Source organism: Lentzea sp. NPDC051208, from assembly GCF_040682435.1.
Lineage (GTDB): Bacteria > Actinomycetota > Actinomycetes > Mycobacteriales > Pseudonocardiaceae > Lentzea > Lentzea kristufekii.
On record NZ_JBFBAW010000001.1, the window covers coordinates 560,269 to 580,745 of the forward strand.

A 20,477-nucleotide genomic window follows, 5' to 3' on the forward strand; every position below is an offset into this window, starting at 1 on the left:
CTCCGTATCAATTAAGAGGAGCGTGCCCACGCGTCCGGAACTCCAGACGCGAGCCCGACCGCATGGGCACGCTCACACACTCAGGCTCAGAGCGCCGGGTAGGCGTTCCGCATGAGCTCCTGGAACTGCGCGGAGAACCAGTGGCCGGACAGCGGGGCCTTCGGAAGCGCACCGGACATGCTGTTGCCGTTGCGCGCGTTCCCGGTGTAGGTCGGGTCGCACATCTTGTCCGCGCCCTTGCCCTCGTTGTTCGGGATCTCCTCGCTGGCGCCGTCGGACTCGCCCGGCGGCTTGATCCACACGTAGGCGTCGATGCCCGCCGCGGGTGCGGCCTTCGGGCGCTCGCCGATGCCCGCGCCGGCCTGGTTGCACCAGTTGCCGAGGTGGATGCGCCGGTCGAGCCTGCCGCCGTCGACGTAGGCGTCCACGGTCGTCCTCGGTCCAGGACCGGACGGACGGGCCGAGCCACCCCAGCCGTTGCGGCTGGTGTCGATCAGCATGCCCACGTTCGCGTCGAAGCCCGCCTGCACGGCCCGCTGCCGGAACGCCTGCGCGTAGGGCAGCTCACCGGTGTAGCGGTTCCAGTCCACCCACTTCGACTGGCGCACCGACGTGCCGTTGATCGACTCGTCGATCGAGAAGTGCGGCTCGGTGAGGATGCCGTAGTTGGCGGTGTTGGCGATGAAGCCCTGCACGTTGGCCTTGGTGCTGCCGGACGCGTTGGCCGCCTGGAACAGCAGGTCCGCCGTCGCGCCGAAGTTGTCGTCCCAGCCCAGCCAGCCGTGGTGGCCGATGTCGATGTAGTTGTAGACGTTCGGGACGGCACCCAGCTTCGCGAGCGCGTACCCGACACCGGTGACGTAGTTGCCGTTGGCCTTCATGACGTCGCACTGCGGCGTCTGCGTGGGCCGCGGCGTCACGTTGGTGATGAGGTTCGGCAGCGAGTCGATCTCCACCACGGTCACGATGCGCAGGTTCGCGTACGCGGGCCTGGCGAGGATCGACGCGATCGGGTCGATGTACTCGGTCTTGTAGCGATCGATCTCCGTGGCCTTGAGCTCGCCGTTGGACGCCAGCGCCGCGCAGTCACGACCCGGCAGGTTGTAGATCACGAGCTGGATGACGAGCGGTGAGCCCGCCGCCTGGCGCACCGCCTCGTCCAGGTGCGCGGCCAGCCCGCGGGCACCGGTGGTGCCGTTGATCGCCGCGATGCGGTCCATCCACACACCGGTCGGCTGGTTCGCGATCCTGCTGCCGCCGGGCTCCGCGTTCGCCTTGGCCGCCCAGTCCGGGTTCACGTAGACCTTGGCGTTCGCGTACGGGTTGTCGACGCGGTTGCCGGGGTCAGGGTTGTTCGACGTCGTGGTGGTCGTAGTGGTGGTGGTCGTGGTCGTCGTCGTGCTCGTGGGCGGCGCTCCGGTGCACACCGTGCCGTTCAGGGAGAACGTCGTCGGGTTCGCGTCACCGCTCGCGGCGTTGGAGCCGTTGAAGCCGATGTCGATCGACGCGTTGGTGCCCAGGTTGCCGTTCCACGGCATGCTCGCCGCGGTCACGTCCGCGCCGGACTGCGTCCAGGTCGCGCTCCACCCCTGCGCCACGCGCTGGTTGCCGGGCAACGCGAACTTCAGCGTCCAGCCACCCGTCACCGCGTCACCCAGGTTGGTGATCTTCACCGAGGCGCCGAACCCTCCGCCGCCCCAGCTGTTCGCCGTGTAGTCGACACGGCAGCCAGGTGCGGCGCCCGCGGGTGGCGCGCTGAGCGCCACCGCGACCGTCGCCGCGGTGGTGGCGACCACGACTCCCGCCGCGGCCCACCGCCTCTGTCCGTAGAGCTTCATTGCTCCGGTTCTCCTGTCTCTCAATGGTGCTTGATCTCAACGAGCGAACACGCGCTGGGCGTGCACTCGAGTCTTTTGAGGCCGAGGTACTCCATCCCGATCGAGCCGGTGAGCGCGAAACCGTCCCCGAAGGCGAGGTCCGGGTCACCCCGGACCTCGCCCTTCGCGAGCGCCGCCCGCCAGGCCTGTTCCAGGCCAGGGCGCAGAACCAGCAGCCCGAGCCGCTCGTAGGGCGGCTTGGCGCAGGTCCCCCACTCCGCGATGAACGGCGCGTAGACCTTCGACCGCACCGGACCGGCGAAGTCGGTGAAGTCGTCGTCCCGCTCGACGGTCGCGCACTCGTCGGTCAGCTCGTGCAGCCACGCGGCGACACCGTCGACGCCTCTGCTGAGGTCCGGCGTGGGTTCGGCGCGTCCGACGAGGAGGACGAACGCGACCGAACCCACTACCAGGAGGGCGGCCAGGGCCCTCGTCACCGGATGGCGCACGCGGAACCGTTGAGCGTGAAGGACGTCGGGTCAGCCGGCGTGGACGCCGTGGTGGCGTTGAACCCGAACGACACCGAGCCTCCGGCCGGGATGTCCGCGTTGTACGACACCCCCTTCGCGGTCGCCTGCCCGCTCGCGACGGTGACCGTCGACGACCAGGCCTGCGAGAGCTGCTGTCCGGAAGGGAAGGCCCACACGAGCTGCCACGCGCTGATCGCGCTGGTGCCGCTGTTGGACACCGTCACGTTCGCGGTGAACCCGCCGCTCCACGTGCTCGGCCGCGCGTACGTCACCGTGCAGGAGCCGGTACTACCGCCACCGGTCGTCGTTCTGACCGTGACGCCGGGGGACGCCGGCGAGGCGTTGCCCGCCGAGTCCGTCGCGACCACCGTGAACGAGTACTGGGTGTCCGCCGTCAGGCCGCTGACCGTCGCCGAGTTCGTGGCGGAGGTGGCGACCACCTGGCTGCCGTTGTAGACGCGGTATCCCGTCACACCCACGTTGTCCGTCGCGGCGGGCCAGTCCAGCTTCACCGAGCTGCCGGTGATGCCGGACGCGACCGGCGTGCCGGGCGCCGACGGGGCTGTGGTGTCGGGCGTTCCGGTGCCACCGCCGAACACGACGTCCGAACAGCTGTAGAACGCCTCCGGGCTGTCCGAGCGCTGCCAGAGCGAGTAGATGATGTGCCGGCCGGACTTGTTGGGAAGCCGGGCCTGCCACGCGTACTCGCCGTTCGCCAGCGGCGGGTTCGTCACCTTGTCGAACGGGACCGGCTCGAGGTCGGACCACTTGAGCGGCATCGTCGGGTCGAAGCCGTCCTTGGTGACGTACTGCTCCCAGGTGCCGGGGTGCGGCGCCCACGCGTTGTACCGGAAGGTGACCGAGCTGTTCGCCTGCACCTGCGTCGCGGGCCAGTCGGCCCGCGCCAGGTTGTAGGCGGAGAACTTCGTGGTGGGACCGCACAGGCTGCCGTCGGGAACGATCTCCCGGTGACGTCCGGCGGCGTTGCTGATCAGGTTGCCGAACCAGTCCCACAACGGTTGCTTCCCGCCCTGGGCAACCGCGGCGGCACACGCCGGGTTGGTGGGCTGGAGGTCACCGCCACCGCCGCCTGCGCGGCCGTCCTCGTAGCAGAGGTACGTGCGGCTGCCGGGCCAGACCATCGACCCGTGCGCGACGGCCGTGCCACCGGTGTGCACCAGCACGGCGCCCACCGCGGCTGCGACCGCCAACAACGCTATGCGTTTTCTCATCTCCAGCCTCCTCACCCGTAGATCTCGGCGTGCAGGGCGAACGCCGTGGCGATCTCGGCTTGCGCCCAGAACCGGTGGTAGGTGAACGTCGGTGCCGGTCCACCGTCCAGATAGGACTGCACCTTCGGCCACTGGGGGTCGTTGCGGAACATCGACCGCATGGACAGGAACGACGAGCCCTGACCGATCTGGTCACCGTTGGGCATCTTCCCGGTCCAGCCCGGCGGCACGTACGGGCCTTCCGCGGTGGAGGTGTTGTAGACGTCGTCGAACCGGTTGTAGTCCGTGCGGGTCTCCGGCGTCGCGATGCCCAAACTGTCCTGGTGCGAGAGCAACGACGTCAGCAGCGACTCACCCGTGGTCTTGGCCGCGGCGTTGCCCGACTTCGCCGCGTAGTTGAGCAGCACCTTGGCGTACGACGCGGCGATGCCGACGTCCTGGTTGTGGTTGACCACGCGGACCCGCAGGTTCGCGTTCGCGCCGGGGTTGGTCGCGTTCCACGTGTCCGGTGCTCCCGACCACTCCAGGTCCGCGGGGATCTGGAAGTTCGTGCCGGTCGTGGTGTTCGCGATCGCCCACGGCACCCACTTGTCGAGGATCTTCTTGGCGCGCGCGTCACCGGTCAGCCGGTACAGCGCCGCCGTGCGCTCGATCCCCCACACCTGGAAGCCGAACCACCGGTTGCTCGGCGGGTCGCGCCACACGGGGTGGGCGTCGTAGTGCATGCCGTAGAACGTCGGCGTGCCCGCCGGAGGCGAGGCGTACTGCCCCTCCCAGCTGTTCGTGACACCGCCGGCGAGACCACCGTCGGCCGACTGCAGCCACTGCAGCATCTCGAGCTGCCGGTTGAGGCTCGTCGCCCAGTCCTGCTGCCCGGTGGCGGACAACGGCTTGAGTGCCGGCACGTTCGCGAGAGCGTGCGCTGCCAACGGGTTCTGGTAGCCCTGGTGCGAGGCACCGTCACCGATGCGCCACGCCCAGCCGGCGGACGTGTCGGTCGCACCGCCCCACGCGTAGTACCAGGACATCAGGTAGTGAGCGCTGTTCTTGCCCGTCGCGCCGGGGCACGACGCGGGGCTGTTGCAGTTGCCGACGCGCTTGAAGTACTTGTCGAACATGGCGTACCGCAGGTAGTCGCCCATCTTCGCGGACTTGCCGATCTCGCTGGAGATGTCGCCGGCCTTGCCCTGCGCCGTGGCCCACTGCTGGGCGAGCAGCGCCACCTGCACCACGCGGGCGTCCGCGTCCGGTGCGTTGGTGTACTTCCACTGCTTGGCGTAGGACGCGTCCTTGGTGAACAGGTCCAGGAAGCCGTTGGGTCCACCGTGCTTGAACGTGTCGCACGAGGGCTGCGGGATCGTCTCCCACACCGACTCCGACGAACCGCGCTGGTAGGTGTTGATGTACGCGGGGGCCGTCGTGCCGTCGCCGCACCGGCCGAAGCCGTAGGTGTTGTCGACGTCGATGAGCCAGTGCATGCCGTAGACGTCCGAGTTGCCGTACGCGGACTTCAGCTCGGCCGCGATCGGGTCCTGGCCGACGGGAACGGTGCCGTCCAGCGTCGACGGGTAGGCGTCCATCCTCGGGTGCTCGGGCGCGTACGTGGCCGGCTTCGACGGGTCGTACTTGTCGTTGGTCGGCTGGTCGGCCTTCGCCGGGATGATGAACTTCTCCATCGAGGCGAACGCGGACTTGAACGGCGCCCAGTCACCGGTGACCCGGCCGTAGCTCGCTTCCAGCCACAGGTAGTAGCTGAACGCCTCGGACGTGGTCTGGTGACCGTGGTCCGGTGCCTCCACCATCAGCGTCTCGACCGAGTGGTACGGCACGAGGAGGTCGCCGAACTTGCGGAAGTAGCCGCTCGCCGGGTCCTTGATCTTGTTGTACTGATCGAGGAACGCCTTGTTGAAGTCCGACGTGGACGGGTCGATCTCGTTGACCGTGACGCTCGCCGGGCTGTACCCGGTGGCCGAGGCCGTGAACGTGGCCGTACCGAGCGCGCCACCGTTGTTCGCCGACGTCACCGTCACCGTCTGCTTCGCGGTGCCGGAGAACGTGAGCGTGGCCGGGGTCGCTGTCAGGTCCGCGCTGCCGCTGCGGGCGAGCGTGACCGTGACGGGCTGGCTCGGTGCCGTGGCCAGGGAGACGTCGAACGTCGCCGTCTGGCCCTGCTTGACCGAGACCGTGCTCGGCGAGGCCAGCACCGCCGGTCCGGACAGGACCTTGACCGCGGCCGGTGCCGAGGTCTTGGTGGCACCGAGGTTGTCCGTCGCCCTCGCGGTGATGCTGTGGTCACCTGCCGGCGCCGACGTCCACGTGCCGCTGAACGGCGCGCTGGTGTCGGTGGCGATCAGGGTGTCCCCCGCGTAGAAGTCGACCTTGGCCACCGTGCCGTCGGTGTCCTGCGCGGTCGCCGCCAGCGGGATCTGCGCGGGCAGGGTGTAGCTGCTGCCGCTCGTGGGCGCCGTCAGCGCCACCGAGGGCGACTGGTTCGGCCCGGTGCAGGACACGCCGTTCACGGCGAAGTCCGTCGGTGGCCGGTTCGTCGCACCCTTGCTGCCGTTGAAGCCGACCTGCGCGGTGCCACCCGCAGCCAGGGTCGGGGCCCAGGGCGGGTTGGTCACGCTCACCACTGCGCCGGTCTGCGTGAAGTTGCCGCTCCAGCCCTGCGTGACCCGTTGCCCGTCCGGGAACGTCCAGGTCAGGTTCCAGCCGTTCAGCGCCTCCCCGTCGTTCCGGATCGACACAGCAGCGCCGAATCCGGTGTTCCACTCGTTGGTGATCTGGTAGGTGACGCTGCAGGCCACCGCGGCCGGTGCCGCGACGGCGGGAGTTCCGCCGACCAACACCACCGCCGCAACCGCCAACGCCACTTTTCGTCGAGTCATGCCGCCGCCCTCTCGACAACTGGGAGCGCTCCCAGAGTTCACCGCACTGTAACGTGGCCCACAGCGATCAAAGGACCAGAGGTGTAGCCGAATCTGGGCCAGAAAGTCCTGCCGATTGCGCCTTTCAGCACAACAGCGGTTGCTCTGCCGGTTCCTCTTACTGCTCTCTTCGAGTGGAATCCTGGGAGCGGTCCCAGAAGAAGGTGGGGGCGCCCACGCCACTTCGGGCGCCCCCTGGTCTCGTCAGCCGCGTCCGGCTCCCGCACCGGCCGTGACCACGCTCTTCACGCTGCTGGCGCTGTCCAGCGGGTACGAGTAGGGAAGGCTCTTCACAGAGCCGCCCTGGTCGCCCGTTCCCGAGTTGACGAAGTGGTTGTTGCGCGCCACCAGCGACCCACCGGGCGAACTACCCTCACCGCGGTGGAACGGGTCCTTGGTGTTCTCGAAGTAGTTGCCTTCGACCAGGACCCCGGCCTCGACGGTCGACGCGACGCCGTAGTCCGTCACACCGCCGTAATAGTTGTTGTAGACGTGCACCGGGTTGCCGAAGCGAACCCGCGGGTGACGCTGCTGCGTGCCGTCGAACCAGTTGTGGTGGTAGGTCACCCGGAGCTTGCCGCGGTCCTCAGAACCGTTGTCGTCGCTGTGACCCAGCAGCATCGTCTTGTTGTGACTGGTGAACTTGTTCCAGGACACCGTGACGTAGTCCGAGGCCCGCTTGACGTCGACCGCACCGTCGTAGCCGTTGGAGAAGGTGTTGTGGTCGATCCACACGCGGGTGGAGTACTGCACGTTGACCGCGTCGTCACCCCAGCTGCGGAAGTTGAGGTTGCGCACGATCACGTTCGAGGCGTTGGCGATGTTCAGCCCTTGCCCCGTGATCGTCGCGGTCGAGCCGACGCCCTCGATGGTCTTGTTCGAGGCGACCTTCGCCATGCTCGACAGCGAGATCGTGCCGGAGACCCGGATCACGGCCGCGCCCGACGCCTTCGCGGCCGCGACGAACGCGGACGCCGTGGTGACGGTGATCGGTGAGGCGCTGCCGCCTCCCGTCGTGCCACCACCCTGAGTGGCCCAGCCGACCAGCCCGAACGGAGCGGCGGCCGCCTGGGGAACGGACATCGCACCCAGGACCAGCGCGACGGCGGAAATCAATGCTGTGCGCTTTGGAATCATTTACTCGCTCCCAATGAGAGTGAGCGGCGGTAGAACTCACACAACCAGCACCGGGCAAAACGGTCAACCAGTTCGACGATATTCGATTCGAACGTTCGATTAGAGGTTGACAGAAAAGATCTTCGCTCTACCATCTAATTACCGCCGCGCATCCCCCTGCAAGCGGAGCGCACATGAAGAAAATGGCACCATTGGTGTTGGCCGCGGCCCTGGCCGCGTTTCTCGCACCTCAGGCACAGGCAGCGGGCAGCACCTTCCCCACCCCGTCCGGATCGAAACCGGTCGGCACGACCATCAAGGTCGGATCGAGCGGCTACGACGGCGGCATGCAACGGTTCTACGGCACCGGCGCACTCGGTTCCGGCGGCCAGGGCGAGGACCAGGGCCCGATCTTCCAGCTGGCCGACGGCGCGACGCTGAAGAACGTCGTGCTCGGCGCGCCGGCCGCGGACGGCGTCCACTGCCTCGGCACCTGCACGCTGACCAACGTCTGGTGGGAGGACGTCGGCGAGGACGCGGCCACGTTCAAGGGCACGTCGTCGTCGCAGACCATGACCATCAGCGGTGGTGGCGCGCGCAAGGCGTCGGACAAAGTGTTCCAGCACAACGGGCCGGGCACGATGATCATCCGCAACTTCCAGGTGGACGACTTCGGCAAGCTCTACCGGTCCTGCGGGAACTGCAAGACGCAGCACAAGCGGCACGTCGTGCTGGAGAACGTCACCGCGTTCTCCCCCGGCAAGTCGCTGGTCGGCATCAACACCAACTACGGCGACACCGCGCGGTTCTCGAGGATCACCATCGTCGGGGACAGCAGCAAGAAGATCGCTATCTGCGACAAGTACCAGGGCGTCACGAGCGGTGAGCCGAAGAAAATCGGCACCGGGGCGGACAGCACGAACTGCCTGTTCAAGTCCTCGGACATCACCTACAAGTAGAGGAAATGCCCCGGCCACTGGCCGGGGCATTTCTCACCACACTTCAAGAGTGTGAACTCCGATGTGTTCGAAATTCCAGTCGTCGCCGATTCCGGGTATCAGCGGAAGCGTCACGCACCCGTTCTCGTCCAGCGGATCGGGAATGGAGTTCCGATGCGGCGGGACCCGGTCGAAGTCGACCTGCGGGTGCAGCAGACCCCGTTCGTACCACCGGCCGGCATCCGTCGCACCGAGCACGGTGAGGCTGCCCGCCCCGTTGCCGTGGATCTCGCAGTCCATGTTGAACGACTCCGCGAGGTGCACGGTCTTGAGCACCGGGGTGATGCCGCCACTGCCCGCGGGGCCCGCCCGCAGGATGTCGCACGCCCCGGCGGCGATCCACTCGGCGCGGGTGAGGTGCTTGCCCCACGCCACCTCCGGGCCGATCACCGGGATGTCCAGCTGCTCGGAGAGCCACCGGTAGGAGCTGATCGAGGCCTCCTCCATCGGCTCCTCGAACCAGTAGAAGTCCAGCTCCTGCAACGCCCTGCCGAGCCGCAGCGCCTCGGTCCGCGAGTACCAGTGGCTCGCGTCGAGCATCAGCGCGATGCCGGGCCCCACCGCGTCCCGCACGGCCTGGCACGCCTCGACGTCACGGGACACGCTGGGCGCACCGGGCACCGGCGGCATCCACGTGTGCAGCTTGATGGCCCGGTAGCCCACCGACACGAGGTGCTTGGCGAAGTCCGCGTAGTCGCCCGGTGTCGCCAGCCCGTCCGTGTCACCGCACATCGTGCTGCCGTAGGCGGGAATCCGGTCGCGGGCGCCGCCGGCGAGCTTCCACGCCGGCAGCTCGGCCCGGCGTGCCACCAGGTCCCACAGCGCCTGGTCGACGAACCCGAGCGCGCGGTCGGTGAACCCGCCGTGCGCGCCCCGCTGCCGTCGCGCGAGCAGCCGCCACAGCCGTTCGCGGTCCCACGGGTCCTGCCCCAGCAGCACCGGCCGCACGTGCTTGTCCAGCACGGCGGGCCGCAGCTGGTCGGGCTGGACCTGGCAGTACCCCGTGACGCCGTCGGTGTCGGTGATCTCCAGCAGTGCCTCGACGACCTCGTGCTCGGGCGCCGGATGCCGGTGCCCCTCCGGGTCGACGGACGTGGCCGCCGTGGTCTTGAACGTCCGCACCACCACCCGTTCGATCACTTGCGCTTCTCCCAGTCCTGCTGGGCGGTGGTGAGCTTGGCCGCGAGCTGGTCGAGGAACTCCTGCGCGGGCATCTGGCCCAGCAACACCTTCTGGTAGAGCGGTTCGGTGTCGGTCTTGGTGATCGACGAGTACTCCGGCAGGTAGACCGGCGCGGGCACGAGCACGGTGGCCGGGTCCTCCAGCACCCCGAGCGCCATCTTCACGGCCGGGTTCTTCTGGATCCACTCGGCGCCGCGCACGTCCGTGTTCGCCGGGATCTGGCCGACCTTCTCGTTCCAGTAGCCGTTGCTCTCGGCCGACGTCAGGAACTCGACGAACTTCCACGACGCGTCGCGGTTCTTGCTGCCCTTGAACACCGCGAAACCGTCGGTCGGGTTCGGCACCACCGTGCGCTTGCCGGACGGTCCCTTGGGCAACGGCATGGCGGCGACGCGTTCCGGGCCGAGGGCCTTCATCACGTCCGCGGTCGAGCCGAGGTTGTGGTGCATCATCGCCACCGTGCCGCCGGTGAACTGCGCGACCATCTGCGTGTAGCTGTTGTTCACGTCGGCCTCGGGCGTGGCCTTCTTGTACAGCTCGGCCACCTTGCGCACGAGCTCGGCGTTGCGCGGGTCGGCGACCGTGCTCTTGCCGCCCTCGTAGAACTTCTCCACACCGGAGTAGGAGTAGGCCTCGGACAGCAGCTGGAAGACCGATCCCGCACCACCGCGGATCGTGAAGCCGTACTGGTTTTCCGCCGGCCTCGTCAGCTGGACGGCGGCCTTGGTCAGGTCGTCCCAGGTGACCGGTTCCGGGATCTTGTTCTCCTCGAACCGGTCGGACCGGTACCAGATGATGTCCATGTTGCCCGACGCGGGAACGGCGTAGAGCTTGCCGTCCGGTGCGGTCTGCCGCACCGTCTCCAGCAGGCCTGGCAACAGCTTCCCCTTGAGCGCGCCGTTCTCGATCCGGTCGTCCGCCGGTTCGAGCGCGTCCTGCCCGACGAGGTGTGCGAGGTAGGACGTCGTGACACCGCCGACGTCCGGAGTGGACCCGCCGGCGATGGCCGTGTCGTACTTCTGCTGCACCGACGAGCTCGGGATGCCGACGTACTCGATCTTGATGTCCGGGTTCGCCGCCTCGAACCGCTTGATCAGCTCCTGGTAGATGGGTGTGCGGCCGGGGCCGCCGTTGTTGTCCCAGAACGTGACCGTCGTGGGCCCGTCCTGTCCCCCCGCGGAACACGCGCTCAGCACGAGCGCCAGCGCGACCAGCAGTCTCTTCATGTCCTCTTCCTCATCCCTTGACCGCGCCGGCGCTGAGTCCCTGCACCAGGAACCGCTGCACCACGGCGAAAACCAGTACGACCGGCACCGCGGCGACGACTCCGCCCGCCGCGAGCGCCCCGAAGTCGGTGTTGAACTCCCCCAGCGCGTAGCTCAGCCCGACCGGCAGCGTGAACTTGTCCTGCTTGCTCGCGAACATCAGCGCGAACAGGAAGTTGTTCCAGGCACCGATGAACGCGAACGACCCGACGGCCACGAGCGCGGGCTTGAGCTGCGGCAGCGTCACCGCGAAGAACGCGCGCAGCCGCGAACAGCCGTCGACCATGGCGGCCTCTTCGAGCTCGATCGGGACGTTGCGCACGAAGCCGCTCATCAGGATCAGCGCGAGCGGCAGCTGGAACGCGGTGTCCGCGATCACCAGGCCGGTGAGGCTGTTCAGCAGCCCGGCCGACTTGAAGATCACGAACAACGGGATCAGCATCATCGCGCCGGGGATGAACTGCGTGCACAGCAACGCCAGCAGGAAGACCCGTTGACCGCGGAACTTGAAGCGCGCCAGGGCGTAGCCGCCCATGAGCGCGAACACGGTGACGACGATCATCGTGCCGACCCCGATGATCAGGCTGTTCTGGAAGAACACCCCGAACCCGATGCCGTTCCACACCGTGTCGAAGTGCTCGAGCGTGATCGGCCACGGCACGAGCGAGGTCTGGCCCGTCGGCCGGAACGCGAAGACGAGCATCCAGTAGAACGGGATCAGCGTGAACAGCAGGTAGAGCACCAGCGGGAGGTGCAGCCGGAAGTACCGGCTCGGGTCGCGGTGCTTCTTGCGTCGCGGCGGCGCCGGTGGCGGCACGACCGTCGTCGTCGGGCGGCTGAGTGTCTGGGTCATGCCCTGCTCCCGAACTTGGACAGCCTCAGGTAGAGGATGGAGAAGAACAGCAGGATCACGAAGCCGGCCATCGTCAGCGCCGAGCCGTAGCCGAAGTCGTGCGAGTCGACGGCTTTTCGGGCCACGTAGAGCGGCAGCGTGGTGGTCTGGTTTGCCGGTCCACCACCGGTGAGGGTGTAGATGAGGTCGACGTTGTTGAACTCCCACACCGCCCGCAGCAACGTGGACAGCACGATCGCGTCCCGCAGGTGCGGCAGGGTGACGCTGATGAACTTGCGCCACCGCCCGGCGCCGTCGACCGAGGCGGCCTCGTACAGGTCGTTCGGGATGGTCTGCAGGTCGGCGAGCAGCAGGATCGCGAAGAACGGCACCCCGCGCCACAGCTCGGTGATGACGGTCGCGGGGAACACGGTCGCCGGATCACCGAGCACCGAGGTGCCGGGATCACCGATGCCCCACTGGGCGAGCTGCTGGAAGATCCCCGTCGACGGGTTGTAGAGCAGGATCCAGATGCCGGTGGTGAGCACACCGGACACCGCCCACGGCGAGAAGACCAGCGCCCGTGCGAGCGCCCGGCCGACGAACGTCTCGTTGACGATCAGCGCGAGGACGAGTCCCAGCACCAGTTGCAGACCGACCTCGACGACCACCCACTTGGCGCTGAACACGAGGCTTTGCCAGAACAGCTGGTCCTCGAACAGCATCCGCCGGAAGTTCTCGAAGCCGATGAAGCCGTTCTTCCACGGCTGCGTGACGGTGTGCTGGCGGAGGCTGAACCACCCGACGCTGGCGATCGGGTAGACCAGGAACACCGCCATCAGCACGAGCGTCGGGGCGATCAGGGCGTACGGCGCCCACGTGCGGGTCCTCACGCCGGGTTCCACCCGCTCAGGTAGGCGGTCTTCGTGTGCTGCCGCGCCTGCTCGTCGGTGAGCTGGGGACGGTCGGTTCCGGTGCCCGCGCCCGGCCCGGTGTTGCGGTACTCGGCGAACCTGGCCTCACGCCAGGGGAACCCGGACATGTCGGTCCACGGCTGGCTCTTGATCGCCGCGGGCAGCTCGGTGTCGCGGATGACGACCTGTGCGATCGCGTCCGGGTCACCGCCGGGGTGCCAGGGCCGGCCGAGGAAGTACGTACCGGCCGGGGCGTCGCTGCGGATCTTCGAGTTGACGATCAGGAAGCCGTGCGGGTTGTCCTTCCGCGTGCTGGCGGCGGTCACGTACCCGTTGGGGTCGCTCCCGCGGTTCAGCGCGGTGATGGTCGCCCGTTCGAACACGGCCGTCGCCCGGCCGAAGAGGAAGTCGACGTCCCCGGTGATCGCGCAGTCCCGGTAGTACTGCCGCGACCGCGTGTTCACGGCCGGGGTGTCGGCGTACAGGGTGTCCTGGTGGCCTTCGAAGCGCACGCGGTCGAACAGCATTCGATCGCCGGTCGCCTTGACCGCGACGGCCTGCGTGGCGGTGATCTCCGGGTGCTTCTTGCGGTCGAACGAGTTGCGGAAGGTGACGTCGCGGGCGGTGAACCCGTCCGCCGCGATGGTCGCCGTGGCGCTGCCCGTCGTGCCGTAGGTGGTGCCGTCGGGCTTCTTCGTGCCGCTGGCGTTGTCGAAGTCGATCACCACGTCCTGGGCGCGTCCGGTGGCGCCCCGCAGGGTGAGGTCCTTCTTGGTCGCCGGGATCTTGACGACCTCCCGGTACACGCCCTTGGGCAGCGTGATCACGCCTCCGGCCGGTGCCGCGTCGATCGCGGACTGCACGGTGGCGAAACCCTTGCCCACCACGATGTGGTGTCCTGCCGGTGGCGCGCCCGCCCGGAGGTGCTTGATCCGGTGCGCGGGTTCGAGACCGCGGTTCAGGGTCGGCGTCCACCCGGCGTCGGTGCCGAGCGCCTTGTCGGGGAACGCCGCGTTGTGCGCGTTCACCAGGCTCACCGGCTTGCCGTCGACGAGGTTGCCGGTGTCGGTGATCGCCGTGCCGCCCCAGTTGTAGACGATCTTCTCCGGCGCGATGCCCTTGACGTAGTTGTTCTGCGCGTAGATCTGGGACTTGACGCCGACGCCCCAGCTGTAGGTCTGCTCGCCTTCGTACAGGTTGTTGTAGACGTGCACCTGGCCGAACCGCACGCGGGGCGCGCGTTCCAGCACGTTGCGGAAGACGTTGTGGTGCACCGAGACCCGCAGCTTGCCCGGGTCGGTCGTGGAGGAGTTCGACGAGCCGATCAGCATGGTCTTGCCGTGCTCGGCGAAGACGTTGCGGGACACGGTGACGAGGTCGGACCCGTTCGTGATGTCGAGCTGCCCGTCGTGCACCTGGTACGGCCGTCCGAAGTGGAGCGGCTGGGTGCTGTCCACGTTCGGCTCGTCGGTGAACGTGCTGTGGTCGACCCACACGTTCTCGGAACGCTGGACCGACACCGAGTCGTAGAGGGAGTTCCAGTTGCCGGGCGGGGAGCCGGGGCTGTTGTCCGTGGGATCCCACTGCGGGAAGCAGTCCCGGGTGTCGCGGAAGGTCAGGTTGCGCACGATCACGTTGCGCGCGTTGTGGATCCTGAGGCTGCCCCCGGTGATCCCGGCCCCGCGTCCGACCCCGATGATCGTGGTGTCCGCGAGGACGTTCAGCGCGATGACCGCTTCCTGCTTCTTCGCCGACGCCACCCGAGCGTCCTCGAGCGCCCCTTCGGGTTCACGCTCCCATCCCCAGACCGCCGGGTCGTACGCCGCGAGGTAGCCGGCGAACGTGTAGCCGTCGGTCGCGTAGTCCTCACACCGCAACGGTTTCCCGTCCGCGCCGGTGTTCGCGTCGATCACTCCCCTGACCTTGATGATCCGGGGAGCCGGGGCCGCGAGCGCCGCGACGAGCTCGGCGCGCGTGCGCACCTCGTGCACGTTCGCGGTGGGGGCCGCCGCTCCCCCGGTCGTGCCCGGCCCGGCCGACGCCCAGCCGTCCCCCGCGGGCAGCACCTGCCGCGCGGGGTCGTGACCGGCGTGCGCGGGGAGGTTCACCACCCCGGTGGATGCGCAGGCCAGAACCAGCGCGCCAACGAAAAGCCGCATGACGGAATACCCTTCGGAAAGGAGGATTCACATTCTTGAACAAGGTCCACGATCGTGAACCGAGTATTACGAATGCTTCCGGCATGCGTCAACGAAGTGAATTCATTCGACGATTCGCCCCGGCGTTCGACGATTCTTCGAATCGAATACCGTCGAACGTCCGGGGTGGTGGATCAGCGGTTGATCAATTCTTGCGCTCTCGGTGTAGTGCGAACAGACGAACGCCGCGATCGGAACTCGATCGCGGCGTTCGTCCTTCGACGATCAGGGAGACCTCAGCCCTTGGGCTGTCGCAGCGAAGGCGTGAGCACCAGTGCGGGCAGCAACAACAGCGGCACGACCAGCAAGGCCCGCAACACCCCCATCTCGTTGCCGAGCAGCCCCACGAGCGGCGGCCCCGCCAGGAAAGCGGTGTAGCCGATCACCGCGACGACGCTGACCCGTGCCGCCGCGCGCTCGGGATCGTCGGCGGCCGCGCTCATGCCCACCGGGAAGCCCAGCGCCGTCCCGAGTCCCCAGACGGCCACGCCGGCGACCGCCACGCCGAACGACCCGGCGGACACCGCCAGTGTCACGCCCGAGGCGGCCAGCAGCATCGAGAGGACGACAGCAGGCACGCGGCCCCAGCGGTCCAGCGCGATGGTGCCGAAGATCCTGCCGAACGTCATCGTCGTGACGAACACGCCGAACACCAGGGCGCCCAAGGCCGGGTCGACCTCGTAGCCGTCGATGAACGCCACCGCCACCCAGTCGTTCGCGGTGCCCTCGGTGAACGCCAGCACCAGCACGAGCAGCCCGATCAGCAACGTGCGCGGTTCCCGCCACGCCGCCATGACACCGCTGCCGCTGCCGTGTTCCGCCTCGGCGGCCAGGCTGTACGTGCGCGCGGCCAGCAGCGTGCCGCCGGCGACGATCACGGCCACCACGGCCAGGTGTGCGGTGACGGGCAGGACCGCCCACGCCGCGAACGACGCCAGACCGGCCGCGGCGACCGTGCCGAGGCTCCACATGGCGTGGAAGCGCGGCATCACCGTCTTGCCGAGGGCGCGTTCCACCTCCGCTGCCTCGACGTTCATCGCCACGTCGCACAGGCCCGAGCCGTAGCCGAGCACGAAGATCCCGATCGCCGTCACCGTCGGCGACGGGTAGGTGCCGATACCGACGCCCGCCACCGCGAGTCCCACGGCGACCGTCACCGCCGAGAGGCTGACCGTCCGTTTCGGCCTGAGCCGGTGCGTGACCTCGCCCGCGGTGAGCATCGCCAGGCACGCGCCCGCGGACATCGACAGCAGCAGCAACCCCAGCGCGCCGGGCGTCAGGCCCAGTGCGTCACGGGCGGCGGGCACGCGGGCGAACCACGTCGCCACGGCCACGCCGTTCAGCCCGAAGGTGACCGCGACCCCCGCGGCGGCGGCTCGGACCTGACTGCGTGGCACCGTGACCGACATCCCGGTCCTCCTTTCTCGATACACGAAGTCTCCACCCCATACATGGAAGCGCTTCCACCGCAATACTGCTGAGATGACGGGAGAACGCACCGCGACACTCGACGACGTGGCACGGGCCGCAGGCGTGTCCCGGGCCACCGCCTCGCGCGTGGTCACCGGCCAGGGTCCGGCATCGCCGCGGGCACGGGACAGGGTGGCCGCGGCCGTCGCGGCGCTCGGCTACGTGCCGGACGCCTCCGCCCGCGCGCTGGTCACCCGCACCGGCACGCGCCTCGCCATCGCCGTCATCGGCCACACCGCCGCCGTGCTCGACGACCCCTACGTCGGCCGCGTCCTGACGTCGGCGGCGCACGTCGCCGCCGAGCGCGAGGTCGGTGTCTCCCTGCACTGGCTGCCCCTGGCCGATCCCGGTTCGCTCGCCCGGCTGGCCGACGGCCGCGGGCTCGGTGGCCTGGTGGTGGTGAACCCGACGCGTCCCGCGCTGGAGAGCGTGCCGCGGACCCTGCGCGGACGGGTCGCCGCGGTCGGGGTCGGCGCACGGCACGTGCCGTCGTTCGACGTGGACAACCGCGCCGGCACGGACGGGGTCGTGCGGCACCTCGTGCGCACCGGCAGGCGCCGGATCGCGATGGTCACCGGGCCGGCCTGGCTGCCGTGCTGCGACCGCGCCGTCGACGCCTACCGGAGGGTGCTGCGCGACAGCGGCGCCGAACCCCGGGTCGTCACCGGCGACTTCACCGCCGCCCGCGGCACCGAGGCCGCCACCGAGATCATGGCGCGGTGGCCGGACACCGACGCGGTGTTCGCGCTCAGCGACCTCACCGCGCTGGGTGTCCTCGACGGACTTCACGCGCTGGGCGTGCGGGTGCCGGGGGACGTGGCCGTCGCCGGGTTCGACGACATCGCGTTCGCGGGACTCAGCCGCCCGGCGCTCACGACGAGCACGCACCCGGTGGAGGACATCGCCGCCGCGGCGGCACAGGCCGTCCTCGACCGCCGTGACACGTCTGGAGCGACGTTCTACCCCTCCGCTCTCGTCGTGCGGGACAGCGCGTGATCACTCGACCGAACAGGGCTGACCGTTGAGCGCGAACACGCTCGGAACGGAGTTACCGCCCCGCACCGCTCCGTTGAACCCGATCGACACCGAGCCGCCGGGCTGGATCTGCGGGTTGTAGTCGGCGTTCGCGGCGTTGACGGTCGCGCCGGACTGCCGTGCTTTCGCGTTCCACATGTCGGTGACGGTCTGCCCGTTCGCGAAACTCCACCGCAGCGTCCAGCCGTTGATCGAGGTGGAACCGGTGTTGCGCACGCTCACATTCGCCTGGAAGCCACCCGGCCACTGGCCGGAGATGCGGTAGGAGACCGCGCACGTCCGTGCGGGCGGCTTCGGCGGCACGGTCGTCGTGGGCGCCGGGCGGGGAGGCACCGTGGTCGAGGGAGCCGGTCCCGGCGGCACCGCGGTCGTGCCCGGCGCCGGGAGAGCGGTGGTGGCAGGGGGCAGGGGCGCGTCGAGACCGTCGCAGGGCGGTCCCCACAGGCCCTTGTCCGTCGCGGCCGCCTCGGACTCCGCCGTGAGCAGCGCACCGCCGTCGACACCTTGCGCCCGCAGCACGCCCTGCCGCACCGCGAGCAACGCGTAGTCGGTGCCGTCCTCCAGCGTCAGGTTCACGTCGCCGGAGAGGACGGGACTGATCCGGACGGCGCTGGCCAGCAGCGTCGTCGTGGCGAACGACAGCGCACCCTCGGCCCAGCAGGCCGGGGGCTCCGCCAGCTGCGCGATGCGGGCCTTCGTGCCATCCGCCAGCTCGACGGTCCGGCCGTCGACCACGTCGCGCACGAAGTGCAGCACGCCCTGGTACCGCGCGTCCTCGTTCACGAGGGACGGCGGTTTCCAGGGCGTGCGGGTGGACGGCGTCGGCGACGGCGGCCCTGCCGTGCAGGCTGCGGTGAGCAGGACCAGAACCACGAGCCAGTGCTTGCGCGCCACCACTACCCCAAATTGTCGTTGAACCATCAACAACCCTAGTGGATCACGGGCCCGGTTCAATCGACCGTTCGGAGTGGACTACCTGCGCGGAACGGCGGTCGCCGACCAACGCTGGTTGGCGCCGGAAGTCGGTTGGTACAAACCAATTCTGGCACCGTCCTCACGCGACTCGCCGACCACGTCGAGCAGACTTCCGTTCTCCTGGTTGACGAAAGTCCACGTGCCGTCGCCGGTGGACGAGAGCACCCATCTCGCGGACGGGCTGTCGGAGGAGCTCAGCACGACGTTGCCGCCGCTTGCCGCGATGCGCTGACCCGTGGCGGCGTTGATGATGGAGAACTGGGCGCGGTTGTCGTAGCCGCCGGATCGGCGTTCCACGCGCCACACCTGCTCGGCCGCCGCCGGGTCGGTGGTGCGCTGCACGAGCGAGGTGCCCGACGGCGCGAGCGACTTGCCGCTCTGCACACCGGTGAGCCGGTACTCGCCGCCCAGAGCCGCCGCGCGGTTCACCCCGCTGACGCCGCTCACCTCGAACGTGGTGACCGACTTCGCCGGCACGGAGAGCGTCGCCTTGCGGTCCTTCACGCGCACAGCGGCGCCCTTCATCAGCGCGCCGTGCTGGTCCGTCACCACCGGCCGGACGGAAGCGTTCTGCCGCACCGATCCGAACGCCGACAGGTCCAGCGTCACGGACTGCGCCTGATCGGACTTGTTCAGGTGCACCAAGGACTTCAGCTCGGTGTCGCGCACCGCCGCCACGTCGGTCGTGGTGTTGACCTTCACGAGGCGGTCGCCGGGCTTGACGAAGTGGGTGAAGTTGCGCAGCGCGTGGAACTTCGTGTTGACGCGCGCCGGGCACGTCGCGAGCGTGTCCTGTGCCCCGCAGTCGAACGGGATCTGGATCACGCCCCAGTTCATGCCGTCCGGGGACTCGGCGCCGGGCGTCATGTTGTTGTAGTCCTCGATCGCCTGCCACAGCAGCCAGGCGCGCGGTTCCAGCTCGCGCAGGTCGTCGATCACGCGCTCGGCGATGCCGAGGCCCGGTTCCATGCTGGTGAAGCTCTGCCCGGAACCCCAGTGCCCGTCGACCTCGCTCATCCACAACGGCTTGCCCGCGCCTTTGGCGATGTCACGGGCGGATGTGCGGCGCGCTGTGCCGTACGTGTGCACGTTCAGCTGGCTGACCTGGGCGCGCACCGAGGCGGGATAGCCCGCCCAGTCGTCGGCGAAGATGCCGGGGTTGGTCTCGTCCGGTGCGGACACCGTCGCCTTGAGCTTGTTGGCGCGCAGGGCCTCTGCCATCGCGGGCACCACCTTCGCCTGCAGGGCTGGCCCGATGTGGGCGCCTTCCTGCCGTCCGCCCGTCGGGTTGCCGTCCGGGCCGAGCGTCGTGCGCCAGTAGGAGGTGTTGGGCTCGTTGAACGGGTCGACCGTGGCGAACTCGATGCCGTGGGCCCGTTCCAGTTCGGCGGTGGCCTGGGCCAGGTAGGCGGCGAAGTCGCCGATCCGGTCCTCCCGCAGCTGGTCCGCGGTCGGGTCGAAGCCACCGGAGACGTACCCGCTGACGGTCTGGAACCACGGCGGCGAGTTGCTGAACGACTCCCACCGGGTCACGTCCTGCTTGATCCGGTCGACCCACCACCGCTGACGCGGATCCGCGGCGGCGTCGAAGAAACGCGGGTCGCCCGGCTTCCACCAGTCGGTGTCGGTGCGGGTGGTGCCGGCAGGCGCCTTCCACCAGCCCGGCACCGCGGCACCCGCGCGCAGGTACTCCGGCACGTCCGGGGCGTTGCCGCCGCCGACGTTGTACCGGGCGATGTTGAGGTTGAGACCGTCCTCACCGAACAGCAGTTCCGCCAGCTGGTTGCGGATCTCGTCCGGATAACCACCCGTGGCGTTGGCGAACCACACCAGGCTCGTGCCCCAGCCCTGGAACGGCTCCTGCTGATAGGTCGGATCCGGTCTCACCGTGACGGATTCGACGGCGGCCGTGGCAGGCACCGCAGTGGAGAGCGTGAGCGCCGAAGCGGCGAGCAGAGCGACAATTCTGGTCATCGGTTCTCCGTT

General features: G+C 68.9%; 15 protein-coding genes. 2 read left to right on the forward strand and 13 right to left on the reverse strand.

What is annotated here, in order from left to right:
* Positions 1 to 86: 86 nt before the first annotated feature.
* From AB0M48_RS02355 to AB0M48_RS02375, 5 genes are all read right to left on the reverse strand, one after another.
* Positions 87 to 1,838: a glycoside hydrolase family 6 protein gene (locus tag AB0M48_RS02355; RefSeq protein ID WP_363835484.1), complete on the reverse strand. Its 1,752-nt coding sequence runs from the start codon at positions 1,836 to 1,838 to the stop codon at positions 87 to 89.
* 20 nt (positions 1,839 to 1,858) lie between these two features.
* Positions 1,859 to 2,326, reverse strand: a complete 468-nt coding sequence (locus tag AB0M48_RS02360) for a hypothetical protein (protein WP_363835485.1) — start codon at positions 2,324 to 2,326, stop codon at positions 1,859 to 1,861.
* The gene (locus tag AB0M48_RS02365; RefSeq protein WP_363835486.1) at positions 2,311 to 3,579 is read right to left on the reverse strand and encodes a lytic polysaccharide monooxygenase; all 1,269 of its coding nucleotides are present in this window, start codon (positions 3,577 to 3,579) and stop codon (positions 2,311 to 2,313) included. Before AB0M48_RS02365 ends, AB0M48_RS02360 begins: the two co-directional genes overlap by 16 nt.
* An 11-nt stretch (positions 3,580 to 3,590) precedes the next feature.
* Positions 3,591 to 6,467, reverse strand: coding sequence for a glycoside hydrolase family 48 protein (locus tag AB0M48_RS02370; protein WP_363835487.1), 2,877 nt, complete (start codon positions 6,465 to 6,467; stop codon positions 3,591 to 3,593).
* Positions 6,468 to 6,710: 243 nt separating this feature from the next.
* Positions 6,711 to 7,643 carry a right-handed parallel beta-helix repeat-containing protein gene (locus AB0M48_RS02375; RefSeq protein ID WP_363835488.1) on the reverse strand — a complete coding sequence of 311 codons (933 nt, stop codon included), beginning with the start codon at positions 7,641 to 7,643 and terminating at the stop codon, positions 6,711 to 6,713.
* A gap of 182 nt (positions 7,644 to 7,825) precedes the next feature.
* On the opposite strand from AB0M48_RS02375, the gene AB0M48_RS02380 reads away from it, so the two are divergent.
* A complete protein-coding gene (locus tag AB0M48_RS02380) occupies positions 7,826 to 8,581 on the forward strand; it encodes a pectate lyase (RefSeq protein WP_363835895.1) in 756 nt (251 codons plus the stop codon).
* Between the two features lie 33 nt (positions 8,582 to 8,614).
* Here AB0M48_RS02380 and AB0M48_RS02385 read toward each other — a convergent pair whose 3' ends face one another.
* The 6 genes from AB0M48_RS02385 to AB0M48_RS02410 all read right to left on the reverse strand — a co-directional run bounded on the left by AB0M48_RS02385 (position 8,615) and on the right by AB0M48_RS02410 (position 16,420).
* Positions 8,615 to 9,760: an enolase C-terminal domain-like protein gene (locus AB0M48_RS02385; RefSeq protein WP_363835489.1), complete on the reverse strand. Its 1,146-nt coding sequence runs from the start codon at positions 9,758 to 9,760 to the stop codon at positions 8,615 to 8,617.
* Positions 9,757 to 11,028, reverse strand: a complete 1,272-nt coding sequence (locus AB0M48_RS02390) for a sugar ABC transporter substrate-binding protein (RefSeq protein ID WP_363835490.1) — start codon at positions 11,026 to 11,028, stop codon at positions 9,757 to 9,759. Before AB0M48_RS02390 ends, AB0M48_RS02385 begins: the two co-directional genes overlap by 4 nt.
* A 10-nt stretch (positions 11,029 to 11,038) precedes the next feature.
* A complete protein-coding gene (locus tag AB0M48_RS02395; protein WP_363835491.1) occupies positions 11,039 to 11,920 on the reverse strand; it encodes a carbohydrate ABC transporter permease in 882 nt (293 codons plus the stop codon).
* Entirely contained in the window at positions 11,917 to 12,792 is an 876-nt protein-coding gene (locus AB0M48_RS02400; RefSeq protein ID WP_363835492.1) for a sugar ABC transporter permease, read from the reverse strand. Before AB0M48_RS02400 ends, AB0M48_RS02395 begins: the two co-directional genes overlap by 4 nt.
* Positions 12,789 to 14,972 (reverse strand): pectinesterase family protein, encoded by a 2,184-nt coding sequence (locus AB0M48_RS02405; protein ID WP_363835493.1) that lies wholly within the window; start codon positions 14,970 to 14,972, stop codon positions 12,789 to 12,791. Before AB0M48_RS02405 ends, AB0M48_RS02400 begins: the two co-directional genes overlap by 4 nt.
* A gap of 275 nt (positions 14,973 to 15,247) precedes the next feature.
* The gene (locus AB0M48_RS02410) at positions 15,248 to 16,420 is read right to left on the reverse strand and encodes an MFS transporter (protein ID WP_363835494.1); all 1,173 of its coding nucleotides are present in this window, start codon (positions 16,418 to 16,420) and stop codon (positions 15,248 to 15,250) included.
* A gap of 73 nt (positions 16,421 to 16,493) precedes the next feature.
* Here AB0M48_RS02410 and AB0M48_RS02415 point away from each other — a divergent pair, with 73 nt between their 5' ends.
* A complete protein-coding gene (locus AB0M48_RS02415) occupies positions 16,494 to 17,477 on the forward strand; it encodes a LacI family DNA-binding transcriptional regulator (protein ID WP_363835495.1) in 984 nt (327 codons plus the stop codon).
* On the opposite strand, the gene AB0M48_RS02420 is transcribed toward AB0M48_RS02415, so the two are convergent.
* Entirely contained in the window at positions 17,478 to 18,413 is a 936-nt protein-coding gene (locus AB0M48_RS02420) for a cellulose-binding domain-containing protein (protein WP_363835496.1), read from the reverse strand.
* 75 nt (positions 18,414 to 18,488) lie between these two features.
* Positions 18,489 to 20,465: an RICIN domain-containing protein gene (locus AB0M48_RS02425; protein ID WP_363835497.1), complete on the reverse strand. Its 1,977-nt coding sequence runs from the start codon at positions 20,463 to 20,465 to the stop codon at positions 18,489 to 18,491.
* Positions 20,466 to 20,477: the final 12 nt, after the last annotated feature.

Bases quoted from the DNA above. Each gene is read 5' to 3' on its own strand.
- AB0M48_RS02395 (WP_363835491.1), bottom strand. From the start codon at position 11,920: ATGACCCAGACACTCAGCCGCCCGACGACGACGGTCGTGCCGCCACCG.
- AB0M48_RS02355 (WP_363835484.1), bottom strand. From the start codon at position 1,838: ATGAAGCTCTACGGACAGAGGCGGTGGGCCGCGGCGGGAGTCGTGGTC.
- AB0M48_RS02375 (WP_363835488.1), bottom strand. From the start codon at position 7,643: ATGATTCCAAAGCGCACAGCATTGATTTCCGCCGTCGCGCTGGTCCTG.
- AB0M48_RS02370 (WP_363835487.1), bottom strand. From the start codon at position 6,467: ATGACTCGACGAAAAGTGGCGTTGGCGGTTGCGGCGGTGGTGTTGGTC.
- AB0M48_RS02405 (WP_363835493.1), bottom strand. From the start codon at position 14,972: ATGCGGCTTTTCGTTGGCGCGCTGGTTCTGGCCTGCGCATCCACCGGG.
- AB0M48_RS02380 (WP_363835895.1), top strand. From the start codon at position 7,826: ATGGCACCATTGGTGTTGGCCGCGGCCCTGGCCGCGTTTCTCGCACCT.
- AB0M48_RS02415 (WP_363835495.1), top strand. From the start codon at position 16,494: ATGACGGGAGAACGCACCGCGACACTCGACGACGTGGCACGGGCCGCA.
- AB0M48_RS02390 (WP_363835490.1), bottom strand. From the start codon at position 11,028: ATGAAGAGACTGCTGGTCGCGCTGGCGCTCGTGCTGAGCGCGTGTTCC.
- AB0M48_RS02425 (WP_363835497.1), bottom strand. From the start codon at position 20,465: ATGACCAGAATTGTCGCTCTGCTCGCCGCTTCGGCGCTCACGCTCTCC.
- AB0M48_RS02410 (WP_363835494.1), bottom strand. From the start codon at position 16,420: ATGTCGGTCACGGTGCCACGCAGTCAGGTCCGAGCCGCCGCCGCGGGG.
- AB0M48_RS02365 (WP_363835486.1), bottom strand. From the start codon at position 3,579: ATGAGAAAACGCATAGCGTTGTTGGCGGTCGCAGCCGCGGTGGGCGCC.